A 21,752-nucleotide genomic window follows, 5' to 3' on the forward strand; every position below is an offset into this window, starting at 1 on the left:
GCAACACCATCATGTTCGAACACGTTGACGCATACCCAGGCGACCCCATCCTGACCTTGAACGAGAACTTCCAGAAGGATCCGCGCCAGGACAAGGTCAACCTCAGCATCGGCATCTACTTTGACGACGATGGGCGCCTGCCCATCATGAAGGCCGTGCGCGAAGCCGAAGCCGCCATCCTCCACGAGCCGGGCCCCAAGCCCTATCTGCCGATGGCCGGTTTCGCGCAGTACCGGGATGCCGTGCAGAAGCTCGTGTTCGGGCAGGACTGCGCCGCCCGCACCGAAGGCCGCATCGCCACGGTGCAGACGCTGGGCGGATCGGGCGCGCTGAAGATCGGCGCCGATTTTCTCAAGCGCTATTTCCCCCAGGCCCAGGTGTGGGTGAGCGACCCGACGTGGGAAAACCACCGCTTCATCTTCGAGCGCGCCGGCTTTACGGTGAACACGTATCCGTACTACGACGAGGCCACCGGCGGCCTCAGGTTTGATGCCATGCTCGCGGCCATCGACGCGCTGGACAAGCACAGCATCGTCGTCCTGCATGCGTGCTGCCACAACCCTACCGGCGTGGACCTGGACAACGCGCAGTGGCAGCAACTGATTGACGTGCTGCAAAAGCGCGACTTGCTGCCCTTCGTCGACATGGCGTACCAGGGCTTTGGCGCCGGCCTCGATGACGATGCATTTGCCATTCGCGAGCTCGCGCGCCGCGGCATGCCGGCACTGGTGGCGAACTCGTTCTCCAAGAACTTCTCGCTGTACGGCGAGCGCTGCGGCGGCCTCAGCCTCATCTGCGAAAGCGCCGCCGAGGCGGACCGCGTGCTCGGCCAGTTGACCAGCGCCGTCCGCTCGAACTACAGCAACCCGCCCACGCACGGCGCCAGGATCGTCACCCGGATCCTGACCACGCCCGAACTGGACCAGGCATGGCGCAGCGAGCTGTCGGCCATGTGCCAGCGCATCGCGGGCATGCGCACGGCCATCCATGACCGGCTGAGCCGGCACCTGAGCGGCGAAGCGCTGTCGCGCTACATCAAGCAGCGCGGCATGTTCACGTACACCGGTTTGAGTGCCGAGCAGGTCGACCGCTTGCGCGAGCAGCACGGCGTGTACATCCTGCGCTCGGGGCGGATGTGCGTGGCAGGGCTCAACCAGCGCAACGTCGGCCCGGTGGCCGAAGCCGTCGCGCACGTCATGGCGAACAACGCCTGAGGAGCCGGCCCGAAAACACCAAGGGTGCATTTCGTGTGCACCCTTGGCGGTTGCGGCTCAACCGAGCCAGCCGCGAATCGTCGACGCCATGACGCTCGTCGAGATGCCGTAGCGGCGTCGGCCAAGTGCCCCGCCCCCCAAAAAAAAACGCCGCAGGCATTCCACCTGCGGCGTCATCGCATCCGCTGCGGCCAGCACAACCGGCCGCAGACCGACGGCCCGTTTAGACCTGCACGGTGTCGGCCACTTCCTTGAAGTCCTGGATCTGGTCGAAGTTCATGTACTTGTAGATCTTGTCGCCGTTCGCGTTGATCACGCCGATGTCGGCCATGTACTCTTCCTTCGTCGGGATACGGCCCAGGCGTGAGCAGATCGCCGCCAGCTCCGCCGAGCCCAGATACACGTTCGTGTTCTTGCCCAGACGGTTCGGGAAGTTACGCGTGGACGTCGACATGACGGTCGCGCCTTCGCGCACCTGTGCCTGGTTGCCCATGCACAGCGAGCAGCCCGGCATTTCGGTACGCGCGCCGGCCGTGCCGAACACACCGTAGTGGCCTTCTTCGGTCAGCTGCTTCTGGTCCATCTTGGTCGGCGGCGCCACCCACAGCTTGACGGGAATGTCGCGCTTGCCTTCGAGCAGCTTCGACGCGGCGCGGAAGTGACCGATGTTGGTCATGCAGGAGCCGATGAACACCTCGTCGATCTTGGCGCCGGCCACATCCGACAGCGTCTTCACGTCGTCCGGATCGTTCGGGCACGCGACGATCGGCTCGTGGATGTCGGCCAGGTCGATCTCGATGACGGCAGCGTATTCGGCATCGGCATCCGGCTCCAGCAGCTTCGGATCGGCCAGCCATGCTTCCATCGCCTTGATGCGGCGCTGGAGGCTGCGCGCATCCTGGTAGCCCTCCGCAATCATCCACTTGAGCAGCGTGATGTTGCTGTTCAGGTATTCGATGATCGGTTCCTTGTTCAGGCGCACCGTGCAGCCTGCGGCCGAACGCTCGGCAGATGCATCCGACAGCTCGAACGCCTGCTCGACCTTCAGGTCAGGCAGGCCTTCGATTTCGAGGATGCGGCCCGAGAAGATGTTCTTCTTGCCCTGCTTGGCGACCGTCAGCATGCCTTGCTTGATGGCGTACAGCGGGATCGCGTTGACGAGGTCACGCAGCGTGACGCCCGGCTGCATCTGGCCCTTGAAGCGGACCAGCACCGATTCCGGCATGTCCAGCGGCATCGTGCCGGTGGCGGCCGCGAAAGCGACCAGGCCCGAGCCTGCGGGGAAGCTGATGCCGATCGGGAAGCGCGTGTGCGAATCGCCACCGGTGCCGACGGTGTCGGGCAGCAGCATGCGGTTCAGCCACGAGTGGATCACGCCGTCGCCCGGGCGCAGCGCGATGCCGCCGCGCGTGCTGATGAAGTTCGGCAGCGTCTGGTGCGTCTTCACGTCCACCGGCTTCGGATACGCGGCGGTGTGGCAGAACGACTGCATCACGAGGTCGGCCGAGAAGCCCAGGCACGCGAGGTCCTTCAGTTCGTCACGGGTCATCGGGCCGGTGGTGTCCTGCGAGCCGACGGAGGTCATCTTCGGTTCGCAGTACGTGCCCGGGCGCACGCCCTGGCCTTCCGGCAGACCGCACGCGCGGCCGACCATCTTCTGCGCGAGCGAGAAGCCCTTGCCGCTGTTGGCCGGCTGGTGCGGCAGGCGGAACAGCGTCGACGGCGGCAGGCCCAGCGCTTCACGCGCCTTGGCGGTCAGGCCGCGGCCGATGATCAGCGGAATGCGGCCGCCAGCGCGCACTTCGTCGAACAGCACGTCAGACTTGACCTGGAATTCGGCGATGACCTTGCCGTCCTTCAGCGCCTTGCCTTCGTACGGGCGCAGTTCCACCACGTCGCCCATGTTCATCTGCGACACGTCGAGTTCGATCGGCAGCGCGCCGGCGTCTTCCATCGTGTTGTAGAAGATCGGGGCGATCTTGCCGCCGAGGCACACGCCGCCAAAACGCTTGTTCGGGACGTACGGGATGTCCTCACCCGTGAACCACAGCACCGAGTTGGTGGCCGACTTGCGCGAGGAGCCCGTGCCGACCACGTCGCCCACGTAAGCGACCAGGTGACCCTTTTCCTTCAGCGATTCGATGAACTTGACGGGGCCGCGCTTGCCGTCTTCTTCGGGCGTGATGCCGGGGCGCGCGTTCTTCAGCATCGCCAGCGCGTGCAGCGGGATGTCCGGGCGGGTCGTGGCGTCGGGTGCCGGCGACAGGTCGTCGGTGTTGGTTTCGCCCGGGACCTTGAACACGGTGATCGTCAGGCTTTGCGGCACTTCCGGGCGGCTCGTGAACCATTCGGCGTCGGCCCAGCTCTGCAGGACGGCCTTGGCATTCGCATTGCCCTTGTCGGCGAGTTCCTTCACGTCGTGGAACTGGTCGAACATCAGCAGGGTTTTCTTCAGCGCGTCGGCGGCGACGGCGCCAACCTCGGCGTCGGACAGCAGCTCGATCAGCGGGGCGATGTTGTAGCCGCCCAGCATCGTGCCGAGCAGTTCGGTGGCGTGCGCGCGCGAGATCAGCGGGCAGGCGGTCTCGCCCTTGGCCACGGCAGCCAGGAAGCCGGCCTTCACGCGGGCGGCTTCGTCCACGCCGGCGGGCACGCGATGGGTGATCAGGTCAAGCAGCGTCTGCTCTTCACCAGCGGGCGGATTCGTCAGCAGTTCCACCAGTTCGGCGGTCTGTTGAGCCGTCAGCGGCAACGGGGGAATACCGAGCGCGGCGCGGGCGGCCACGTGAGCACGATAGTTTTCAAGCATGGTGGGGTCTGCTGATTTGCGTTACAGGAAAGGCTTTTTCCGGCATCCGGGGCCATCGCGGATGCCACGTAGGCGCGATTCTAATGGCACTACCCCTACACGGTCAAATGTCTTATATCTTATATAAGAGTGACCGAATTCCCGCGGTGCGCAGACTGCTTGCCCGACGGTTCCGGCCGCTTGCGGCGGCCCGCCATGCGTGAATGGCGCGATCCGCCTATGCCGTGCCGGCGGGAACAGCTGGCGCGCCCGCGGGCACCTTATAGCGGTTGTAGCCCCACAGGTATTGCTGCGGAAAACGCCTGACCATCTCTTCCATTTCCGCATTGATCCACGCGGCCTGGGCCTCGGCATCCTCGGGCAGCGGCCCGGTCAGTCGCCGGACGTGCATCCGCCATCCGCGCCCGCCGGGCAGGCGCTCGCCGGCGGCGATGATCAGGGCGGCGTTTGTCTGCTGCGCAAGCTTGCCCGGCAGCGTCATGGTGTACGCAGGCCGACCGAAGAACGGCACCCATACGCCCTCGCCTTTCGGGGCCTGATCCGGAAGAAGGCCGACCGCGTTGCCCTGGCGCAATGCGCGCACGAACGAGCGCACGCCTTGCGATGTTGCCGGCACCGTGGTCAGGTTCGACGTTGCGCGCACGGCGTCGAGCAGGCCGCGCAGCATGGCCTTGCGGTGCGGGCGGAACATGACCGTCAACGGAATGCGTTGCGCCGCATAGCGTGCAGCAAGCTCAAAGCAGCCAAGATGGGGCGTGAGCATGATGAGCCCGTTGCGCTCGGCCAGGGCTTGCTCGATGACGCTCCAGTCCTCGCAGACCACCTGGGCCATGCATGCATCGCTCTGGAACCAGACGCGCGCAAGCTCGCTCATCATCGCGCCGGTTTCTGCGGCGGCCTGCCGTGCAAAGCGCGGCTCACGGAAGCCCGCCTGGGCGGCATTGCGCTGCACGTGGCGGCGATATCCGCCCGGCACGGCATAGATCATGCGGCCGACCGCGCGTCCGATGCCGTGAACCACGGGCAGCGGCAGCGACGAGAACAGCCGCAAGAGCACAGGCAATGCGCGCTGGCTGAACTGGGAACGGTCAAGCATGGTGAAGCACTCCTGGAGTGGACAGCCTGACGCATCGCCAAGCGTGGGCCGAGACCTCGGCCAGGTCGGCAAAGGGCCGCGGGTCAATGAACGCCGCTACTGATCGAGCGACCATCCCGGTTCGGCGGCGTTCTTGCCTTCGCGATACGTCCAGCCCGCGCCGCACGTGCGGCATGTAAACGTGCTCACCGTGACGGCCGCTGCCTTGGATGGTTTGATGCGCTGGGTATCGGTGATCGTCAGGAAGGCATGGCCTGACGCACCGGCCCGATGGATTTCAATGGCGCGGCAAGCGCGGCAGAGTGTCATGCCAATGTGTCTCTCAAATGACGCAGTGCCGCCGCCGCGAGGGCTGGCAGCTGCGCCCGGGTATCGGATGCGAACATGTTGGTCCACATCGCCTTTGGTTCAGACGCTAAAGGCGGGCGCACCGTACTTCAGCAACAGTTGCTCGATCACGGGCATGTCATCGGTGCGCGGCGTTCTGTCTTCGGTCACGCGCGACGGGCCGCCATACACGGCAGCCACATGCCTGCGCACGGTCAGCACATCGTTGACCGGCGGCTCGACGATGACGGCATCGCCCGGCTCGTGTCGGTAGCTGCCCGCTTTCCAGCCGTCGGGCGTCAGATGCAGTTCTTCCCATTCATCGCTGACAGACATGGGGATTTCCTTCTCGTTGACTTCGTTGGTGGGGCGCCTGCCGGCTGGCGGCGCTCGCGCTCAAATCGTGCGACGGGGCGTCAGCCGTGCAACGGCTGCTCTTCCTGCAGTCCGGGCCGCATGTCTTGCGAGGGCTTCGGTGCCGTGGACGTTGTGGCGCATCGAGACGTTGGCGAGGATGCGCTCCATGCCGTCGCTGTATTCACTGATGAGGTAGGTGGCAAACCAGACGCCTGGTTCTTGCTCAATGGGGTACACGGATACCGTGTAGGGGGAAAGGACTTTGTTCAATGCACTGCCGGGTTTCGGGCGAACGTTCAAGGCACGCGTGGTGCGGCTAGGCGGACCACGTCTTGCCGATGACGTACGCCACGATGGGTGGGGCCAATGCCGGTGTGTCATGCACGCGGGTGCAGACCGTCGGCCATTGGCGGCGAGATGACCGTACCTGCGCATGCGGGCGCCTAGTACATGCGCGCCGGATACGGAGCGGATTCACCGCCGGTCTGGTGGTTGGTGGGCTGCGTCGCCCAGGACGATTCGGGTGTACGCCCGACGGACGGCCAGGGCCACGTCGTCTTGTCTTGCCCGGCCCCCGGCCCGCTCGATTCCAGAAGCGGGAAAAGGTTGCGCATCATAACAGCTTCTGGCAGCCACCGCCTCCAGCCGGTTCAGCCAGGCTAGCCCGGTCCGTAGCGATCGAACGATGCCGTTCCCCGGTGTGCAACGGCCGCGGTGCCTGGGCAACATGCAGCAGCGGCAAAGCGCCCCCATATCCACATTCGTACATCTTTTCGCGTTGAATCTGCGTTTTTTGTTGACAGAGCCGCGCGATAGCGGTACATCTTGCCCTCGCAGGCTTTTCAAGCAGTTACTCCGATGTTCTGGGTTGTCACGCAAGCGGCACCTGTTTCTCTTTGTTCCTTCCTTGATCGTCATGCCTGGTGAGCACGGGCTCATCCAGAACATTTAAGGATATCCAACATGGAAACCGGTATCGTCAAGTGGTTCAACGACTCGAAGGGCTTCGGCTTCATCTCCCCGGATGCGGGCGGCAACGATCTGTTCGCGCACTTCTCCGAAGTTCAGGGCAGCGGCTTCAAGTCGCTTCAAGAAGGGCAGAAAGTGCGCTTCGTGCAAGGCGCAGGCCAGAAAGGCCCGGTGGCGACCAAGATCGAAGTGATCTGATCCGTCGCGCACACCGATAAGAAACCCCGCCACGCGGGGTTTTTTTTCGTCTGCGCACACGGGCGCACTTGCGCGCTTGCGCATGCGGCGCGCCTCTGCACATGCGAACACCATCACGCCGCGATGCACGGATGGGAGTAGAGTGGGACAGCGACCCGGCGCGCCCGGCCACGCCTGCGTCGCACGACAGCATGTTCGCGCGACACGGGTGATCCGCCGGCTTCGGCGGCCCCTCGCGGGTTCGGGCCCCTCGCCGCCCTCCTTGCCAGTTCCACATATCAACGCCCGCCACTGATGCGCCGGCTCGCGATGTCAGCCATGGAGATCCGTGATGCTCGACCTTGTCGCCTTCACCAAACCCGTGCTCGATGAAATTACCGGGCAGGACGTGCAGACCTGGAACACCAGCCCCGGTGTGCTGGCGGCAAACTGGCAGGTGCCTGAACTCGGCAGCCGCATCTGGCGTGTGAGAACACTCACGATCGCATTCACGCACGATGTCATGAACCGGCTGACGTGCGCCGATCGGCAGGATCTCTGCCAACTCCAGTGCATGCTCGATCGTGTTCTGCGGACGCAGCTCGGCCTGCTTGCCCAGACCGACCACGGAGACCGGACGCTCGTGATCACCGTCGATCAGTTGGGGGTGGATTCATAACGGATTCGCGGCGAAAGCCGTCGACCGGGGACAGAGCACGCGCGTTCATTGCATGGCGCGCAGCCCGTTGCCCGGGCCCGCTCGTGGGAGAATCATCCGGGGAATGTCCGCAGCCAGCGCATCGATCGCGCAACGCGTCTTCAGCGGAAGATAGGGCGTCCTGGGCCATACCGCGTGGACGTCCATCGGCCGCACGCCGCAGCGCTCCCTCACGGTTACGAGCTGGCCCGTGTCCACATAGTGCGTCAGCAGCCAGCACGGCAACTGCACGAGCCCCAGGCCGGCGACGCCGGCACCCGCGATCGCCTGGACATCATCGAGGCTCAACTGCCGTTTGACCGGCAGCTCGCGCTCGACGCCGTCCGCGTCCCGCACGCGCCTCGGTGACACCACACCGTCGCGCAAATACGCAATGCCCACGTGCTGCGCAAAATCATCGAACGCGACGGGCGTACCGTGCCGTGCCAGGTATGACGGCGCGGCGCCGATGCTCAGATCCTGAACGCCGAGGCGTCGTGCCACGAGCGTCGTGCTGCCGGGCAGTTCGCCGATGCGCACGGCGAGATCGATGTGTTCTTCCACCAGGTCCACCGTCCGGTCAGGCACGGTTTTGGCCTGGTGATGCTGTACGGCGCCATCGGCGCTGCCGCGCTGGCACTGCTCAGCGCCGTGGTGTTCGGCCCTGGCACCGGTACACGTTGCAGCGAATCCGGGCTCGACGAAGGCCTACGTCCGCCGACGCTGTAGCCGTGAACGCGGATTCACGCACCTCGGCGCGCCGGAATGGGAATACGCGTCCCCGTTGCTGCCGGCCTCTGGGCGACAGGGGGTGGGCAACCGGAACGGGTCGGAGTCGCCATCGCGTTTCCATTGGACAATCGCTACGGGTGCGCTGAAACCCTGCAGGTGGACGGTGGCGGACGTTTTACCTGAAGGCACGGAAGACTTGAAAAACGCCCTCCCCCTCCCCATCTACCGCCGCAGTGTGTATTGACGCGGGGCCGGCCGCCCCCGCAGCCGCCCTCCAGCGGCGCGCACGCAGCCGGCCCGGTTCCGGTCTCACATTGAGCCTGCCGGTATGACGGTGACAAACAACCTGCCTTTATGGAGTTGCGCCACCTTCCTCTTCCTCGGCATGGGGTGGCTTTTCTATCGCGCCACGGCGGACACCCTCCGCCAGATTCGCACTCGCGCGGTGACATGGCGGCAAAGCACGCCTTTTGCCGTGTCGATGGCTGTGGCCGGCGCGGCATGCCTGTCGTTCCTGGCGTGGGCAGTGACGGGCGGCCAAACGGGCGCCGGCGTGAGAGCGCTGCTCCTGGCTGCTGCCGCGCTGTTGCTGGCGTCCCTGGTGTGCCCGTTGCGCGAGCCGTGACGTGGCTTCGTTGGGTACAGCGCCCTGCTCTGCCGAGAGACCGTCAAGCCGGGCACCGTGCCGCGCCGTCCAGTTCAGCGCGGAGTGGGCCCAGATGTCGGACTGGATCGAGGCACGGTGGTAGGACCACGGCGCTCGCAGCGCGCGCCGACATGAGCCGCGTGCGCCAGCGCCCAAGAAGACCGATCCAGCCATGCAGGAACGGTGCCCAGACCGCGCTGTGAGAGTTCAGCCCTGCCCAGCCCCCAACCTGAAGACGCTCACAGCACGCCGGAGGTTGCCAGACTGTTCCTGCATCGCCTGTGCGGCTGCAGCGGACTCCTCGACCAGCGCAGCATTCTGCTGTGTCACCTGATCGATCTGGCTGATGGCCTGGCTCACTTGCGCCAGGTTTCTGCTTTGCTCGTCGGACGCCGCCGCGATCTCGGCAATGATGCTCGATACCCCTTCGATCGCGGTGCTGACGCGAGTCATCGCTGCGTTCACGCCAGCGGCCTGCTCTGCGCTGAGCTGAACCTTGCCCGTCGATGCCTCGATCAACGCCTTGACCTCCTTCGCGGCGCCAGATGCCCGCTGCGCGAGCGACCGGACTTCGCCGGCCACCACTGCAAACCCCCTGCCCTGTTCGCCTGCGCGCGCCGCCTCCACGGCTGCGTTGAGTGCGAGGATGTTCGTCTGGAATGCAATGCCCTCAATCATTCCGGTGATCTCGGCAATCTTCTTTGAGGCCGCGTTCACCTCTTCGACCGTCTTCACCATCGCGGCCACTTCGGCGCGCCCGGTTTCCGTCATGCCTCTTGCGCTGGCCGCGAGCGACGTCGCTTCACGCGCGTTGTCGGCATTCCGCTTGACGGCTTCGGTGAGTTCCGTCGTGCTGGCGGCGGTCTCTTCGATCGAAGCCGCCTGTTCCTCAGTGCGCGTGGACAGATCCATATTGCCCGCCGCAATCTGGCCAGCCGCCCCTGCAACCGACTCGCTGGCCACGCGGATACTCCCGACCGTGCCGACCAGCTGTGCCGTCATGTCTGCCAAGGCCTGGAGCAGCCTGCCGGTTTCATCCGTCGACTTGGCTGCGACCACAGTCGAGAGATCGCCTTCTGCCACCCGGCTGGCGATGCCCACCGCCGCATGCAACGGCCGCGTGATGCTGAGCGTCAGGAAATACGCAAAGGCGATGCCCATCGTCAGGATCAACCCTTCCAGCACCATCAGCAGGGTCCGGCTCCTTGCCGAGTCAGCGTCGATCTTCTTCGCGGCATCGTCGATGGTGCGCCGCTGCACCTCGACAAGCTGGCGCATGGTGTCTTGATACGCGTTGGCGCCCGGCACGAAGACCTGGTCGAGAATGCGCTGCGCCTCTTCGGCGTCGCCCCCGGCCTTGGCCTTGTTGATCGAATCACGGGCGCTCAGGTAGACCTTTCGCAGTTCACCGATCCGGGCAAAGAGCCTTTTCTCTTCGTCGCTGGACAGCAGGGCTTCCACCTTCTTCTGGTACTCCCCCGAGCTCTTTGACGAGGCAGCCACCTCCACCGCGAAATATGGTCCCAATGCGGGGTCGGAGCTCTTTGCAATGGCGATGGTGCGACGGATTCCGGCGGCCAGATTGGCATACCAGTCGCCCATCAGGCGTTCCTTGAGCAGCGGCTCATTCATCATCTCGCGCGTTGCCGTGGAGGCACTGTCGAGACGCCAGATCGCGATGGCCGTGATGACGATGGAGAATGCAAGGACGACGGCAAAGCCCAGGGCGAGGCGCTTGCCGATTCTCATGTTGCTGATGAATTGTATGTCTTCCGTTCCATTTGGCCACACCTGGCCGGTGGGGGTGTACGTCTTGGGGCGATGCTTCGTCGAGCTATTCCAGTCCGGAAGGTCGGTTTGTCGCGGCAGCACAAACCACGCGATGCCCAGAAAAAAAAAGCGAGGACGGCAAACAAGCGCGCACTGCCCTGATGTGCGCCCAAAAACCATCGTCTGGAGCGGGTTTTTGTTCTTCTCGTTTATCGAGCGAAAGCGGAGGAAACACACCCCACTTGCGGGGGGTACGAGCGCTTTGGGCTTCTCTCTTTCAAAGGGGGCGGTCGAGCGCCGCGCGTTCGTCGTTCTCGCGTGCGGGGCGCGGGATCGGCGCGGAGGCACGGTCGCGATGTCGCGATGCTGCATAATTTTGGGCCGCTCTCGAACCGGTCTTACACACCCCCGCTGTCATGCCTTACGTCGTCACCGAATCCTGCATCCAGTGCAAGTACACCGATTGCGTGGCCGTCTGCCCGATGGACTGCTTTCACGCCGGCCCCAACTTTCTGGTGATCGACCCGGACGAGTGCATCGACTGCTCGATCTGCGCGCCGGAATGCCCCGTCGGCGCCATCTATCCGCAGGCCGAGGTGCCGGCCGACCAGCAGGCGTTCATCGCATTGAATGCCGAACTGTCGCAACGCGCCGATTGGCCGCGCCTGACGAAGGTGCAGGCCCCCTTGCCCGGCCACGCCCATTGGGCGCAGATCAAGGACAAGCGCGACGCGCTCGTCATCGACCCCGAACATGTTCAACGCTGATCCTGCACGAGAACCACTTCATGACTGAACGCATCCTGCTCACCATCGAGGCCGGCGTGGCGGAAGTCCGCCTGAATCGGCCGGAGAAGATGAACGCCATCGATCCGGCCATGTTCGAGGCGCTGGTCGCCACGGGGCAGCGCCTGCTGAACGCGCGGGACGTGCGCGCCGTGGTGCTGTCCGGCGAAGGGCGTGCATTTTGCGCAGGCCTCGACATGGGCAGCATGGCGAGCCTCGGCAGCGGCGACGCCGGTGTCAGCAGCGATGGCCGCCTCGCCAGACGCACACACGGCGCGGCCAATCTGCCGCAGTACGCCTGCACCGTGTGGCGCGACCTGCCGGTGCCCGTGCTGGCCGCGGTCCATGGTGTCGCGTATGGAGGCGGGCTGCAGATCGCGCTGGGTGCCGACGTGCGCTACGTGGCGGCCGACACGCGGCTGTCCATCATGGAGATCAAATGGGGCCTGGTGCCCGACATGGGCGGCATGGCACTCACGCGCGGCCTGGTACGGCCCGACCGCCTGCGCGAGCTGATCTACAGCGGCCGCATCGTCAACGGCGAAGAAGCATGCGCGCTGGGCCTGGCGACGCACGTCGTGGACGATCCGCGTGCTGCCGCGCTGGCGGCCGCACGGGAGATTGCGCAGAAGAGCCCCGACGCCATCCGCGCTGCCAAGCGCCTCATGCGCGTGGCCGAAGACGGCGACACGGCTGCCATCCTGTTGGCGGAATCGGCGGAACAGGATCGGCTGATCGGGAGCGCGAACCAGCGCGAAGCCGTGCGAGCGGGCATGGAGCAGCGCGCACCGGTCTTCCAGCCGGCCGCGGTGCCCGAAGGCCAATAAACGGGGCTGACGCGCTCAGGCGGCGGCGTGCTTGCCGCCCAACGCCGCCCGCATCGCACGCGAGCGGCTGACCACCTCGTCGCGCAACGGCGCACGCCAACCCATCGCAAACGCCGTCTCGGCCACCAGGAACAGCGGGCCGATCACCAGGCCGGCCAGGTCGTCGACGAATGCCGGCTTGCGCCCCTCGTAGTAGTGGCCGACAAACTGGATGATCCAGCCGATCACGAACAGGCCGATACCCACCGACAGCCACGCCGCTGTCGAATGCGCCGCCACGTGGCCGCCCACCCAGACACACGCGCCGATCAGCACGAACATGACCACGCCAAACGCCGCATCCAGGCGCAGATAGAACACCGTCACGAGCGCCAGCAGGATGAGCGCCGGCGTCACGGCCACGCCCGCCCATTCGGCAAAAGCCGGGCGCGAGAGCAACACCGCCACCGCGAGCACGATCGCCGGAATGCCAACGAAGTGGGTGGCGATATTGCGGCTGTCCTGGTGATACGCCGCGTAGTTGGAAAGATGGTCGGACAGGCTGCGCATGATGGTCTCCGTTTTGTGCGTTTGCAGCATGGACGCCGCAATTGCGCCCTCGTTATGATCGTTTCATCTTAGTCAGCGGAGGCGGCGGCACTCTGTCACGTAGCCGACAAATCCGCGTTCCTGAAACGCCCCTCTAATGCTGGCCCGCATGGACCGCTCCGCCGCGCCCTGCGCCCCCTCCACCCCGGATGCCGCCTCGTACCGTGAACGCCTGCAGGCGAGCAGCTGGTTTGGCGGACTCGGCGCGCCGGCACAGGACGCGCTGCTGCGTGTGGCGACCGTGCGGCGCCTGGCCGCCGGCACCCTGCTCTTCCGGCGCGGCGACCCGCCCGACGGCCTGTACTGCGTGGTGGAAGGCACCATCCACATCGGCGCGACGAGCCCGGATGGCCGCGAAGCGCTGCTGGCGGTGCTGGAACCCGTCAACTGGTTTGGCGAGATCGGCGTGTTCGACCGCCAGCCGCGCACGCACGACGCCCGGGCCGACGCCAACACGACGTTGCTCCACATACCGCAGGCCCCGCTGACGGCGCTGCTGGACAGCATGCCTGCGCTGCTGCAGGCATTCGCGCTACTGCTGACCCACAAGCTGCGCCTGACCTTCACCGTGCTCGAGGAGACCGCCCTGCTCCCGGCACCCGTCCGCGTGGCCCGCCGCCTGCTGCTGATGGCCGAGGGCTACGGCGACCTGCGCCTGGGCACGCGCCGCGTGCTGCATGTGCCACAGGAGCAACTGGCGCAACTGCTGGCGCTGTCACGCCAGACGGTCAACCAGGTCCTGAAGGATTTCCAGGCGCGGGGCCTCATCCACGTCGCCTATGGCGGCATCGAACTGCTCGATCCGGCCGGCCTGCGCGCGCTGTCCTACGAATGGGCGAGGGGCTGAAATTTCGCCCAATGCCCCTACATGCGGTGGGATAGGACCCCTCCTATAATGTGTTCCCACTCGCACATCGCCGTTCTGCATGGTGCGGAATCGGCGATGCGAGCCTTTCTCGAAGAGAACCATCATGCCCCGCCAGACCCCCATCGAGCGCTATCGCAACATCGGCATCTCGGCGCACATCGACGCCGGCAAAACCACCACCACCGAGCGCATCCTGTTCTACACGGGGGTCAACCACAAGATAGGCGAGGTGCATGACGGCGCCGCCACCATGGACTGGATGGAGCAGGAGCAGGAGCGCGGCATCACGATCACGTCGGCGGCCACGCACTGCATGTGGCGCGGCATGGCCGGCAACTACCCCGAACACCGCATCAACATCATCGACACCCCGGGCCACGTCGACTTCACCATCGAGGTGGAGCGTTCCATGCGCGTGCTCGACGGCGCCTGCATGGTCTACGACTCAGTGGGCGGGGTGCAGCCGCAGTCCGAAACCGTCTGGCGCCAGGCCAACAAGTACAAGGTGCCGCGCATCGCGTTCGTCAACAAGATGGACCGCATCGGTGCAGATTTCTTCCGCGTCGAGCGGCAGATGCGCGAGCGCCTGAAAGGCAACCCCGTGCCCATCCAGATTCCCGTGGGGGCGGAAGACGGTTTCCGCGGCGTGGTCGACCTCGTGAAGATGAAGGAGATCCTGTGGGACGACGCCTCGCAGGGGGTGAAGTTCGAGTACACCGACATCGACCCGGCACTGCTGCCCGTTGCGCAGGAATGGCGCGAAAAAATGGTCGAGGCCGCCGCCGAGGCCGATGAAGAGCTGCTGAACAAATACCTGGGCGGCGAAGAGCTCACCGAAGAAGAGATCAAGCGTGCGCTGCGCAAGCGCACCATCGCCGGCGAAATCCAGCCGATGCTGTGCGGCTCCGCGTTCAAGAACAAGGGCGTGCAGGCCATGCTCGACGCGGTGGTCGACTACCTGCCCTCGCCGGTGGACATTCCCGCCATCAAGGGCCACGGCGAGAAGGATGAAGAGCTTGAGCGCCATGCCAGCGACAACGAGCCGTTCTCCGCGCTGGCCTTCAAGATCATGACCGACCCGTTCGTCGGCCAGTTGGCGTTCTTCCGCGTCTATTCGGGCAAGATCAACTCGGGGGACACGGTCTACAACTCCGTCAAGCAGAAGAAGGAGCGCCTCGGTCGCATCCTGCAGATGCACGCCAACCAGCGCGAAGAGATCAAGGAAGTGCTGGCCGGCGACATCGCCGCCGCCGTCGGCCTGAAGGACGTGACCACCGGAGAAACCCTCTGCGATCCCGAGCACATCATCGTGCTCGAACGCATGGAATTCCCCGAGCCAGTCATCAGCCAGGCCGTGGAGCCCAAGACCAAGGGCGACCAGGAAAAGATGAGCCTGGCGCTGAACCGCCTGGCGCAGGAAGACCCGTCGTTCCGCGTGAAGACCGATGAGGAATCCGGCCAGACCATCATCTCGGGCATGGGCGAGCTGCACCTCGAAATCCTGGTCGACCGCATGAAGCGCGAGTTTGGCGTGGAGGCTACCGTCGGCAAGCCGCAGGTGGCGTACCGCGAGACCATCACCAAGACGGCGGAGGACGTCGAAGGCAAGTTCGTCAAGCAGTCGGGCGGGCGCGGCCAGTACGGCCACGCGGTCATCACGCTGGAGCCGAACCCGGGCAAGGGCTACGAGTTCGTCGACGAGATCAAGGGCGGCGTGATTCCGCGCGAGTTCATCCCGGCCGTGGACAAGGGCATTCGCGACACGCTCAACACTGGCGTGCTGGCCGGCTACCCGGTGGTGGACGTGAAGGTGCGCCTGACCTTCGGCTCGTACCACGACGTCGATTCGAACGAAAACGCGTTCCGCATGGCCGGCTCCATGGCGTTCAAGGAAGCGATGCGCAAGGCGGGCCCCGTGCTGCTGGAGCCGATGATGGCCGTGGAAGTGGAAACGCCCGAAGACTACATGGGCAACGTCATCGGCGATCTGTCGTCGCGTCGCGGCATGGTGCAGGGCACGGAAGACATTCCGGGCGGCGGCGGCAAGGTCGTCCACGCCGAGGTGCCGCTGGCGGAGATGTTCGGCTACTCGACGAACCTGCGCTCGCTCTCGCAAGGCCGCGCGACCTACACGATGGAGTTCAAGCACTACGCCGAGGCGCCGCGCAATGTGTCCGAAGCGGTGATGGCGGCCAAGAAGGTGTAACACCTCACGTCTGCGCCATCCGAAAAGAAACGGCCACCTTCGGGTGGCCGTTTTCCTTGCGCGCTTTCATTGCGGCGTGTCAGCGCACCCAGGTGAGCCACGCGTACACCGCGCCGGCCGCCACCGCCAGGAACGGCATCGAATACGCGTGGAACAACCACCACGCGCGCCGCTCGCCCAGCATGCGCAGGGCAATCAGGTTTGCCAGCGACCCGATCAGCGTGCCGAAGCCGCCCACGCTCACGGCAAACGCGATGATCGGCCAGTCGTGCGAATACTCGGCCAGCAGGATCGCCGCCGGCACGTTGCTGATGAGTTGCGACACGCCGATGCCGGCCCAGTACAGGTGCATCGGGTTGCCGAGTGCCAGCGCATCGAGGCCCTGCCGCACCACGCCGAGTTGCGCCACCAGCCGCAGGTCGATGAACATCAGCACGAACACCAGGAGCAGCCCCCAGTCCACGCGGGCCAGCACATAGCGCGCGCCGAGCAGATACAGCACCACGAGCCCGGCCAGCGCCACAACCGGGTAGCCGAGATCGGTCAAGACCAGAAACGGCACGTACAGCACGAGTGCGGGCAGCAGCAGGCGCCTGTGCACATCGACGTCGCCGGCCCCGGCGTGCAGACGGATCGTGTGCGGGGCAAACGCCAGCCACGTGGCCGCGAGCAGCAGCACCGTAAGCAACGCCACCATGGGCGCCATTTGCCAGACGAAGGCGCCAAATGACAAGCCCGACTGGTGCCACAGGAACAGGTTCTGCGGATTGCCGATCGGCGTGAGGGCCGAGCCGGCGTTGACGGCCAGCGCCTCGAAAATCACCAGCCGCGTCACCGGCAGCGTCGCCACTTGCCGCAACCCGACGGTGAGCGGCACGATCACGAACAACGCCACGTCGTTGGTCAGCACCGTCGACAGCACGGCGGATGCGCCGACCAGACTGAGCGCCAGCACCCGCTCGCTGCTGGCCACATCGACGAGACGCCGGCCGAGCAGTTGCAGCATGCCGCTGGCTTCCACGGCCTTGGTCAGGATGAGCAGCCCGCCCAGGGCGGCGATGGTGTGCCAGTCGACCAGCGCCGGATACTCGACAATGCGGCGCGGCGCGGCGAGCGTCAGCACGCCGCAGATGGCCAGCAGCCACCAGAAGAAAACGTCTTGCTTGAGGGTATGCCAGAACGGCGGATGGTGTGACGCGGTAGGCGTGCGGAAGGAATCGCCGTGCATGCAGTAGGAAGAAAACGTTGGCGCAACAGGACACAAGCCGCCGGGCGCGGCTTGCCGCACCGATTCTACGTGCGCTCGCCTAGGGCGCTCAAGCGCACGGGGCCGGCGTACATGCGCGCCGGCCCCGTGCTGGGGAGCGGGCTTACGATTCGCGCGAGCCCGAACCCGATCCCGGACGGTCCGAACTGCCCGACGCCCCGCCGGCACCCGGCCGGTCGGAAGTGGACGTAGTCATGCGCGAGCGGTCTTCCATGCTGCCCGCATGCGGCGCGCCCTGCTGGCCGGCCTGACTGTGCGCGGCGCCCGGATGATAGGCCGACTGCGGATGGCGCTCCGGCCCGCGATACTGCCCCGCCAGGCCATGCCCACCGCCGGTGCCGCCCATCGAGCCATGCTCGGAGCGATCCTGGCCGGCATCGCCCGCGCCGCTGCCTTGCAGCGGCTGGGTCGGGTGGCTGGCGATCACGCGTTCGATCTCAGCCACGGCCTCGCGCGGCGCCAGAACGACTTCCAGCCCCAGCGCGCCCGCCACGGCCATCAGCGTCGACAGGCGGGGATCGGCACGGCCGGATTCCGCGCGCAGATACGCTTCGCGGGAGATACCGGCCATCTTGGCGACATCTTCCTGTTTGAGCTTGCGCGACTTGCGCAGACTGTGCAACTGCTTGAAGGGCTGTTCCATCTGTTCGCTCCTGCACCTGAGATGGGAAACACCGCCGGGTTGGACCCCCGAACGATGGGCTGAAAAAAATATGCGGGCCGGGTGGGTCACCTTTGTCCGCGGTCTACAGCATGGCAGCAGCGGCAATGTTGCGTATGCACGCCGTTGCACACGTTTCCGGGCAGCCTCCGTGATGTGTTTTCTACAGAGTAGACGTAATTTCGACTGCACCCAACATCGACGCGTGATGAAAGCGCATCTCGCCGCCCGTGCTTATGGTGACAAGGCGCCGGGAGTGTCGGTTCCCCGGAAGATGCTGCGGACTGCGCTTGGCCTGCCGCTTTTGTGACGTTTCCAGCGCAAATCCTTGCACCTACACCGCAATTCGTCGATCCGCGCTTGCCCTATCCGCCAATTGGAGGGGCGGGGCGATAGGTGACCGCCTGCGCCGCCTGCGTCATGGCCGGAGGGCTGCGCGCGTCTTCCGTCACGCAATTGCCGTGCCGGAGGTGACGCTGCGGCCAGTTGGAATGGAACCCGGCGGCCGACGAGGTGCCGGCTCAGTGGAAATCGCGGCTGGAGGTGGCCAGGCGCCCGAGAAGTGGGGTCAGATCCACCAGATGCTGGGCGACGAGATGCCGGGTCTCGCGCTCGCATTGCCATTTGCCGTACACCCCGAGCAGCTGGGCATGCAGCACTTCGCGGCGCTGCCGCTCGATCAGGTGTGGCCAGAGGATGACGTTGATGGCGCCGGTTTCGTCCTCGATGGAGACGAAGATCGTGCCGTTGGCGGTGCCCGGCCGCTGGCGCACGGTGACGAGGCCGCAGGCGCGCGCGAGCTGCCCGTTGCGGTAACCGGCCAGCGTGGCGGCGGTGGCAAAGCGCATGCGCGTCAACCGCTCGCGCAGCAGGCTCAGGGGATGGCTTTGCAAAGACAAGCCCAGGCTGCCGTAATCGGCCATCACCTCCTCCCCAATGGGCGGCGCGGGCAGCACGAGCGGCGCCTCCACGGGGCGGGCCTGGCGCAGCAGCGCGTGATCGCGGCCGGGCTCTTGCAGCGCGAGCGTCTGCCACAGCGCCTGGCGGCGATGCCCGGCCAGCGGCTTGAGCGCGTTCGCCGCAGCCAGCACGTTCAGGTCGTGGCGATCCAGCGCCGCACGGTGGGCCAGATCCTCCACGCTGGTGAATGGGGCCTGGGCGCGCGCGGCTTCGATACGTTCGGCGGCCGGCTTGCGCATGCCGCGGATGCGGTTCAAGCCCAGGCGGATGTCGGGCTGCCCGCTGCCATCGCCATCGGCGCGGGGGTGCAAGGTGCTGTCCCACACGCTGGCCGTGACGTCCACCGGCAGTACGCGCACATGGCTGCGGCGCGCTGCCTGCACCAGTTGCGACGGCGAATAGAACCCCATCGGCTGGCTGTTGAGCAGCGCGGCAAAGAACGCCGCCGGCTCGTGGCACTTCAGATAGCTGCTGAGGTAAGCCAGCTTGGCGAAACCCGCCGCATGGCTTTCAGGAAAGCCGTATTCGGCAAAGCCCTCCATCTGATCGCACAGCGATTTGACGAACGCGCGGTCATAGCCCTTCTCTTCCACCATCACCCTGAGCAGCCGCTCCTGATGTTGCGTGAGATTGCCCTTGCGCTTCCAGGCCGCCATGTCGCGGCGCAGGCGATCGGCCTCATCGGGGGTGAAATCGGCGGCGTCGATGGCGATCTGCATGACCTGTTCCTGGAAGATCGGCACCCCGAGGGTGCGCTTGAGCACCCCCTCCACCTCCTTGCCCGGGTACGTCACGCAGTCGGTCTGCCCGTTGCGCATGGCTTCGCGCCGTTGCAGGTACGGATGCACCATGCCGCCCTGGATCGGCCCCGGGCGCACGATGGCCACCTGGATCACCAGGTCGTAGTACGTCTGCGGGCGCAAGCGCGGCAGCATCGACTGCTGCGCGCGCGACTCGATCTGGAACACGCCGATGGTGTCGGCGCGGCAGATCATCTCGTAGGTTTTTTTGTCCTCATCGCGGATGTTCTGCATGGCGAGCTTGCCCGTTGCGCCATAACGCTCGCGCCTGCCCGGCAGCCCATCGAGCATGTCGAGCGTGCGGCGGATGGCGGTCAGCATGCCGAGCGCCAGCACATCCACCTTCAGCAGGCGCAGCGATTCAAGGTCGTTTTTGTCCCACTGGATGACGCGGCGGTTTTCCATGGCCGCGTTCTCGATCGGCACCAGGCGCGAAAGCTTGCCCTGCGCAATCACGAATCCGCCCACGTGCTGCGACAGGTGCCGCGGAAACCCGTACAGCTGGCTCACAAGCTCGGCCCAGCGCTGCACCAGCGGCGATTCCGGATCCAACCCCTGCTGCCCCGCCCGCTGGGCGAATTCCTTGCGGCTGTCCCACCACGCCTGCCCCTTGGCCACCTGCTCGATGATGCCCAGATCGATGCCGAGCGCCCGGCCCACGTCGCGCAACGCACTGCGCGTGCGGTACGTGATGAGCGCGGCCGCCAGCGCGGTGCGCGTCACGCCGTATTTTTCGTAGATGTACTGGATGACTTCTTCGCGGCGCTGGTGTTCGAAGTCGACGTCGATGTCGGGCGGTTCGTTGCGTGCACGTGAGAGAAAACGCGCAAACAGCGTGTTGCCGCTTTCCGGGTTGACCTCGGTAATGCCCAAGCAGTAGCACACCGCCGAGTTGGCCGCCGAGCCGCGTCCCTGGCAAAGAATGCCCTGGCTGCGGGCAAACTTCACCACGTCATAGACAGTGAGGAAGAACGGCTCGTAGCGCAGCTCCGAAATCAGCCCGAGCTCTTCCTCGATCTGTTCGCGCACCTTGCCCGGAATGCCCTTCGGATACCGCGAGACGGCGCCCGCCTCCACTTCGGCCCGCAGGTATTGCGCCGGCGTCATGCCTTCTGGCACGACCTCGCTGGGGTATTCGTATTCGATTTCGTCGAGGGCGAACGTGCACAGACGCGCCAGCTCCACTGAACGCTGCAACGCCCGCTCGCCGCGTTCGTCCCGATAGAAAAAGCCGAGCTGCATGCGCGTGCGCATGGCTTGCTCGGCGCTGGGAGCGAGCTCAAGCCCGCATTCGGCCAGCGGCTTGGACAGGCGGATGGCGGTCAGCACGTCATGCAGCGGCTTGCGCCGGCGTGTGTGCATCTGCACGCCGCCGGTGGCCACCATGGGCACGTCCGTCTGCTCCGACACCGCAGCCACCGTGCCGCGATGGCGATCGTCGGCGTGGCGCAGCGGCATCTCCAGCGCAAGCGACAGCCGGTCGCCGAACACGCGCTGGCACCACAGCGTCTGGGCCAGCAGGTGCTGCGGGTCGGGGTCGTAGTCAGGCAGCAGGATGGCCAGGCAATGCGGCACGCCGCGCAAGTGGGCCAGGTCGCCCTTCGGTGCGGCCAGGTCGTCGGCATACAGGCGGTATTCGCCTTTGGGCGCGGCCAGCCGGGCCTGCGTAATGACTTCGCACAGGTTGCCGTAGCCTTCGATGTCCTGCGCCAGCAGCACCAGCCGCAGCCAGGGTTCGCCTTGCGCATCACGCACGGTGAACCGGCTGCCGATGATGAGCTTGAACCCGCGCTCCTTGGCTTCCATGTGCGCGCGCACCGTGCCGGCCACGGAGCATTCGTCCGTCAGCGCAAGCGCCTGGTAGCCGAACTCCTGGGCACGCTCCACCAGTTCCTGCGGGTGCGAGGCGCCGGTCAGGAACGTGAAGTTGCTGATGCAATGCAGCTCTGCATAGTCGGGCAGGCCGATGGGAACAGACGAGGAAGCAGCCATGGCA

General features: G+C 65.7%; 21 protein-coding genes. 9 read left to right on the top strand and 12 right to left on the bottom strand.

Annotation, left to right across the window (positions count from 1 at the left end; translation table 11 throughout):
- The first annotated feature begins 11 nt into the window (after positions 1-11).
- Positions 12-1,214: an amino acid aminotransferase gene (locus A6M56_RS01735; protein ID WP_102079340.1), complete on the top strand. Its 1,203-nt coding sequence runs from the start codon at positions 12-14 to the stop codon at positions 1,212-1,214.
- 223 nt (positions 1,215-1,437) lie between these two features.
- Here A6M56_RS01735 and acnB read toward each other — a convergent pair whose 3' ends face one another.
- The 6 genes from acnB to A6M56_RS01765 form a co-directional block, all read right to left on the bottom strand.
- Complete coding sequence (acnB, locus tag A6M56_RS01740; protein WP_045218314.1) at positions 1,438-4,023, bottom strand: bifunctional aconitate hydratase 2/2-methylisocitrate dehydratase; 2,586 nt, start codon at positions 4,021-4,023, stop codon at positions 1,438-1,440.
- Between the two features lie 217 nt (positions 4,024-4,240).
- Positions 4,241-5,119, bottom strand: coding sequence for a lysophospholipid acyltransferase family protein (locus A6M56_RS01745; RefSeq protein WP_045218316.1), 879 nt, complete (start codon positions 5,117-5,119; stop codon positions 4,241-4,243).
- A 96-nt stretch (positions 5,120-5,215) separates the two neighbouring features.
- Complete coding sequence (locus tag A6M56_RS01750; RefSeq protein ID WP_062738199.1) at positions 5,216-5,428, bottom strand: hypothetical protein; 213 nt, start codon at positions 5,426-5,428, stop codon at positions 5,216-5,218.
- A 99-nt stretch (positions 5,429-5,527) separates the two neighbouring features.
- A complete protein-coding gene (locus A6M56_RS01755) occupies positions 5,528-5,782 on the bottom strand; it encodes a hypothetical protein (protein ID WP_045218321.1) in 255 nt (84 codons plus the stop codon).
- Positions 5,783-5,842: 60 nt separating this feature from the next.
- Entirely contained in the window at positions 5,843-6,073 is a 231-nt protein-coding gene (locus tag A6M56_RS01760; protein ID WP_082076350.1) for an isochorismatase, read from the bottom strand.
- A gap of 173 nt (positions 6,074-6,246) precedes the next feature.
- A complete protein-coding gene (locus A6M56_RS01765) occupies positions 6,247-6,420 on the bottom strand; it encodes a hypothetical protein (RefSeq protein ID WP_157774011.1) in 174 nt (57 codons plus the stop codon).
- A 346-nt stretch (positions 6,421-6,766) separates the two neighbouring features.
- Here A6M56_RS01765 and A6M56_RS01770 point away from each other — a divergent pair, with 346 nt between their 5' ends.
- Together A6M56_RS01770 and A6M56_RS01775 are read left to right on the top strand one after the other, a co-directional pair.
- Positions 6,767-6,970 carry a cold-shock protein gene (locus tag A6M56_RS01770; protein ID WP_045218323.1) on the top strand — a complete coding sequence of 68 codons (204 nt, stop codon included), beginning with the start codon at positions 6,767-6,769 and terminating at the stop codon, positions 6,968-6,970.
- Positions 6,971-7,301: 331 nt separating this feature from the next.
- The gene (locus A6M56_RS01775; RefSeq protein ID WP_045218325.1) at positions 7,302-7,628 is read left to right on the top strand and encodes a hypothetical protein; all 327 of its coding nucleotides are present in this window, start codon (positions 7,302-7,304) and stop codon (positions 7,626-7,628) included.
- A 45-nt stretch (positions 7,629-7,673) separates the two neighbouring features.
- On the opposite strand, the gene A6M56_RS01780 is transcribed toward A6M56_RS01775, so the two are convergent.
- Positions 7,674-8,210, bottom strand: a complete 537-nt coding sequence (locus tag A6M56_RS01780) for a LysR substrate-binding domain-containing protein (RefSeq protein ID WP_257983860.1) — start codon at positions 8,208-8,210, stop codon at positions 7,674-7,676.
- On the opposite strand from A6M56_RS01780, the gene A6M56_RS01785 reads away from it, so the two are divergent.
- Both A6M56_RS01785 and A6M56_RS01790 read left to right on the top strand, forming a co-directional pair.
- The gene (locus tag A6M56_RS01785; RefSeq protein ID WP_164491300.1) at positions 8,199-8,375 is read left to right on the top strand and encodes a hypothetical protein; all 177 of its coding nucleotides are present in this window, start codon (positions 8,199-8,201) and stop codon (positions 8,373-8,375) included. The two genes, A6M56_RS01780 and A6M56_RS01785, sit on opposite strands and share 12 nt — an antisense overlap.
- Before the next feature lie 331 nt (positions 8,376-8,706).
- Entirely contained in the window at positions 8,707-9,003 is a 297-nt protein-coding gene (locus tag A6M56_RS01790) for a hypothetical protein (RefSeq protein ID WP_062738197.1), read from the top strand.
- 228 nt (positions 9,004-9,231) lie between these two features.
- Here A6M56_RS01790 and A6M56_RS01795 read toward each other — a convergent pair whose 3' ends face one another.
- Positions 9,232-11,166 carry a methyl-accepting chemotaxis protein gene (locus tag A6M56_RS01795; protein ID WP_308304149.1) on the bottom strand — a complete coding sequence of 645 codons (1,935 nt, stop codon included), beginning with the start codon at positions 11,164-11,166 and terminating at the stop codon, positions 9,232-9,234.
- Between the two features lie 44 nt (positions 11,167-11,210).
- Between A6M56_RS01795 and fdxA the strand changes: the two genes are divergently transcribed.
- The gene (gene fdxA / locus A6M56_RS01800; protein ID WP_045218331.1) at positions 11,211-11,561 is read left to right on the top strand and encodes a ferredoxin FdxA; all 351 of its coding nucleotides are present in this window, start codon (positions 11,211-11,213) and stop codon (positions 11,559-11,561) included.
- 20 nt (positions 11,562-11,581) lie between these two features.
- Positions 11,582-12,406, top strand: a complete 825-nt coding sequence (locus A6M56_RS01805; protein WP_062738195.1) for a crotonase/enoyl-CoA hydratase family protein — start codon at positions 11,582-11,584, stop codon at positions 12,404-12,406.
- A gap of 15 nt (positions 12,407-12,421) precedes the next feature.
- Here the strand turns inward: A6M56_RS01805 and A6M56_RS01810 are convergent, their stop codons facing one another.
- On the bottom strand, positions 12,422-12,955 hold the full coding sequence (locus tag A6M56_RS01810) for an Mpo1 family 2-hydroxy fatty acid dioxygenase (protein ID WP_045220254.1): 534 nt from the start codon (positions 12,953-12,955) through the stop codon (positions 12,422-12,424).
- 148 nt (positions 12,956-13,103) lie between these two features.
- Between A6M56_RS01810 and A6M56_RS01815 the strand changes: the two genes are divergently transcribed.
- Positions 13,104-13,841, top strand: a complete 738-nt coding sequence (locus tag A6M56_RS01815) for a Crp/Fnr family transcriptional regulator (protein WP_102079468.1) — start codon at positions 13,104-13,106, stop codon at positions 13,839-13,841.
- Between the two features lie 124 nt (positions 13,842-13,965).
- The gene (fusA, locus tag A6M56_RS01820; RefSeq protein WP_045218337.1) at positions 13,966-16,068 is read left to right on the top strand and encodes an elongation factor G; all 2,103 of its coding nucleotides are present in this window, start codon (positions 13,966-13,968) and stop codon (positions 16,066-16,068) included.
- A 79-nt stretch (positions 16,069-16,147) separates the two neighbouring features.
- On the opposite strand, the gene A6M56_RS01825 is transcribed toward fusA, so the two are convergent.
- The 3 genes from A6M56_RS01825 to A6M56_RS01835 form a co-directional block, all read right to left on the bottom strand.
- Entirely contained in the window at positions 16,148-17,296 is a 1,149-nt protein-coding gene (locus tag A6M56_RS01825) for an SLC13 family permease (protein ID WP_062738194.1), read from the bottom strand.
- A gap of 142 nt (positions 17,297-17,438) precedes the next feature.
- On the bottom strand, positions 17,439-17,978 hold the full coding sequence (locus tag A6M56_RS01830; RefSeq protein WP_102079338.1) for a helix-turn-helix domain-containing protein: 540 nt from the start codon (positions 17,976-17,978) through the stop codon (positions 17,439-17,441).
- Between the two features lie 539 nt (positions 17,979-18,517).
- Positions 18,518-21,748 carry an error-prone DNA polymerase gene (locus A6M56_RS01835; RefSeq protein ID WP_102079337.1) on the bottom strand — a complete coding sequence of 1,077 codons (3,231 nt, stop codon included), beginning with the start codon at positions 21,746-21,748 and terminating at the stop codon, positions 18,518-18,520.
- Positions 21,749-21,752 lie beyond the last annotated feature (4 nt).

It is taken from the genome of Ralstonia sp. RL, from assembly GCF_001683835.1.
Lineage (GTDB): Bacteria > Pseudomonadota > Gammaproteobacteria > Burkholderiales > Burkholderiaceae > Ralstonia > Ralstonia mannitolilytica.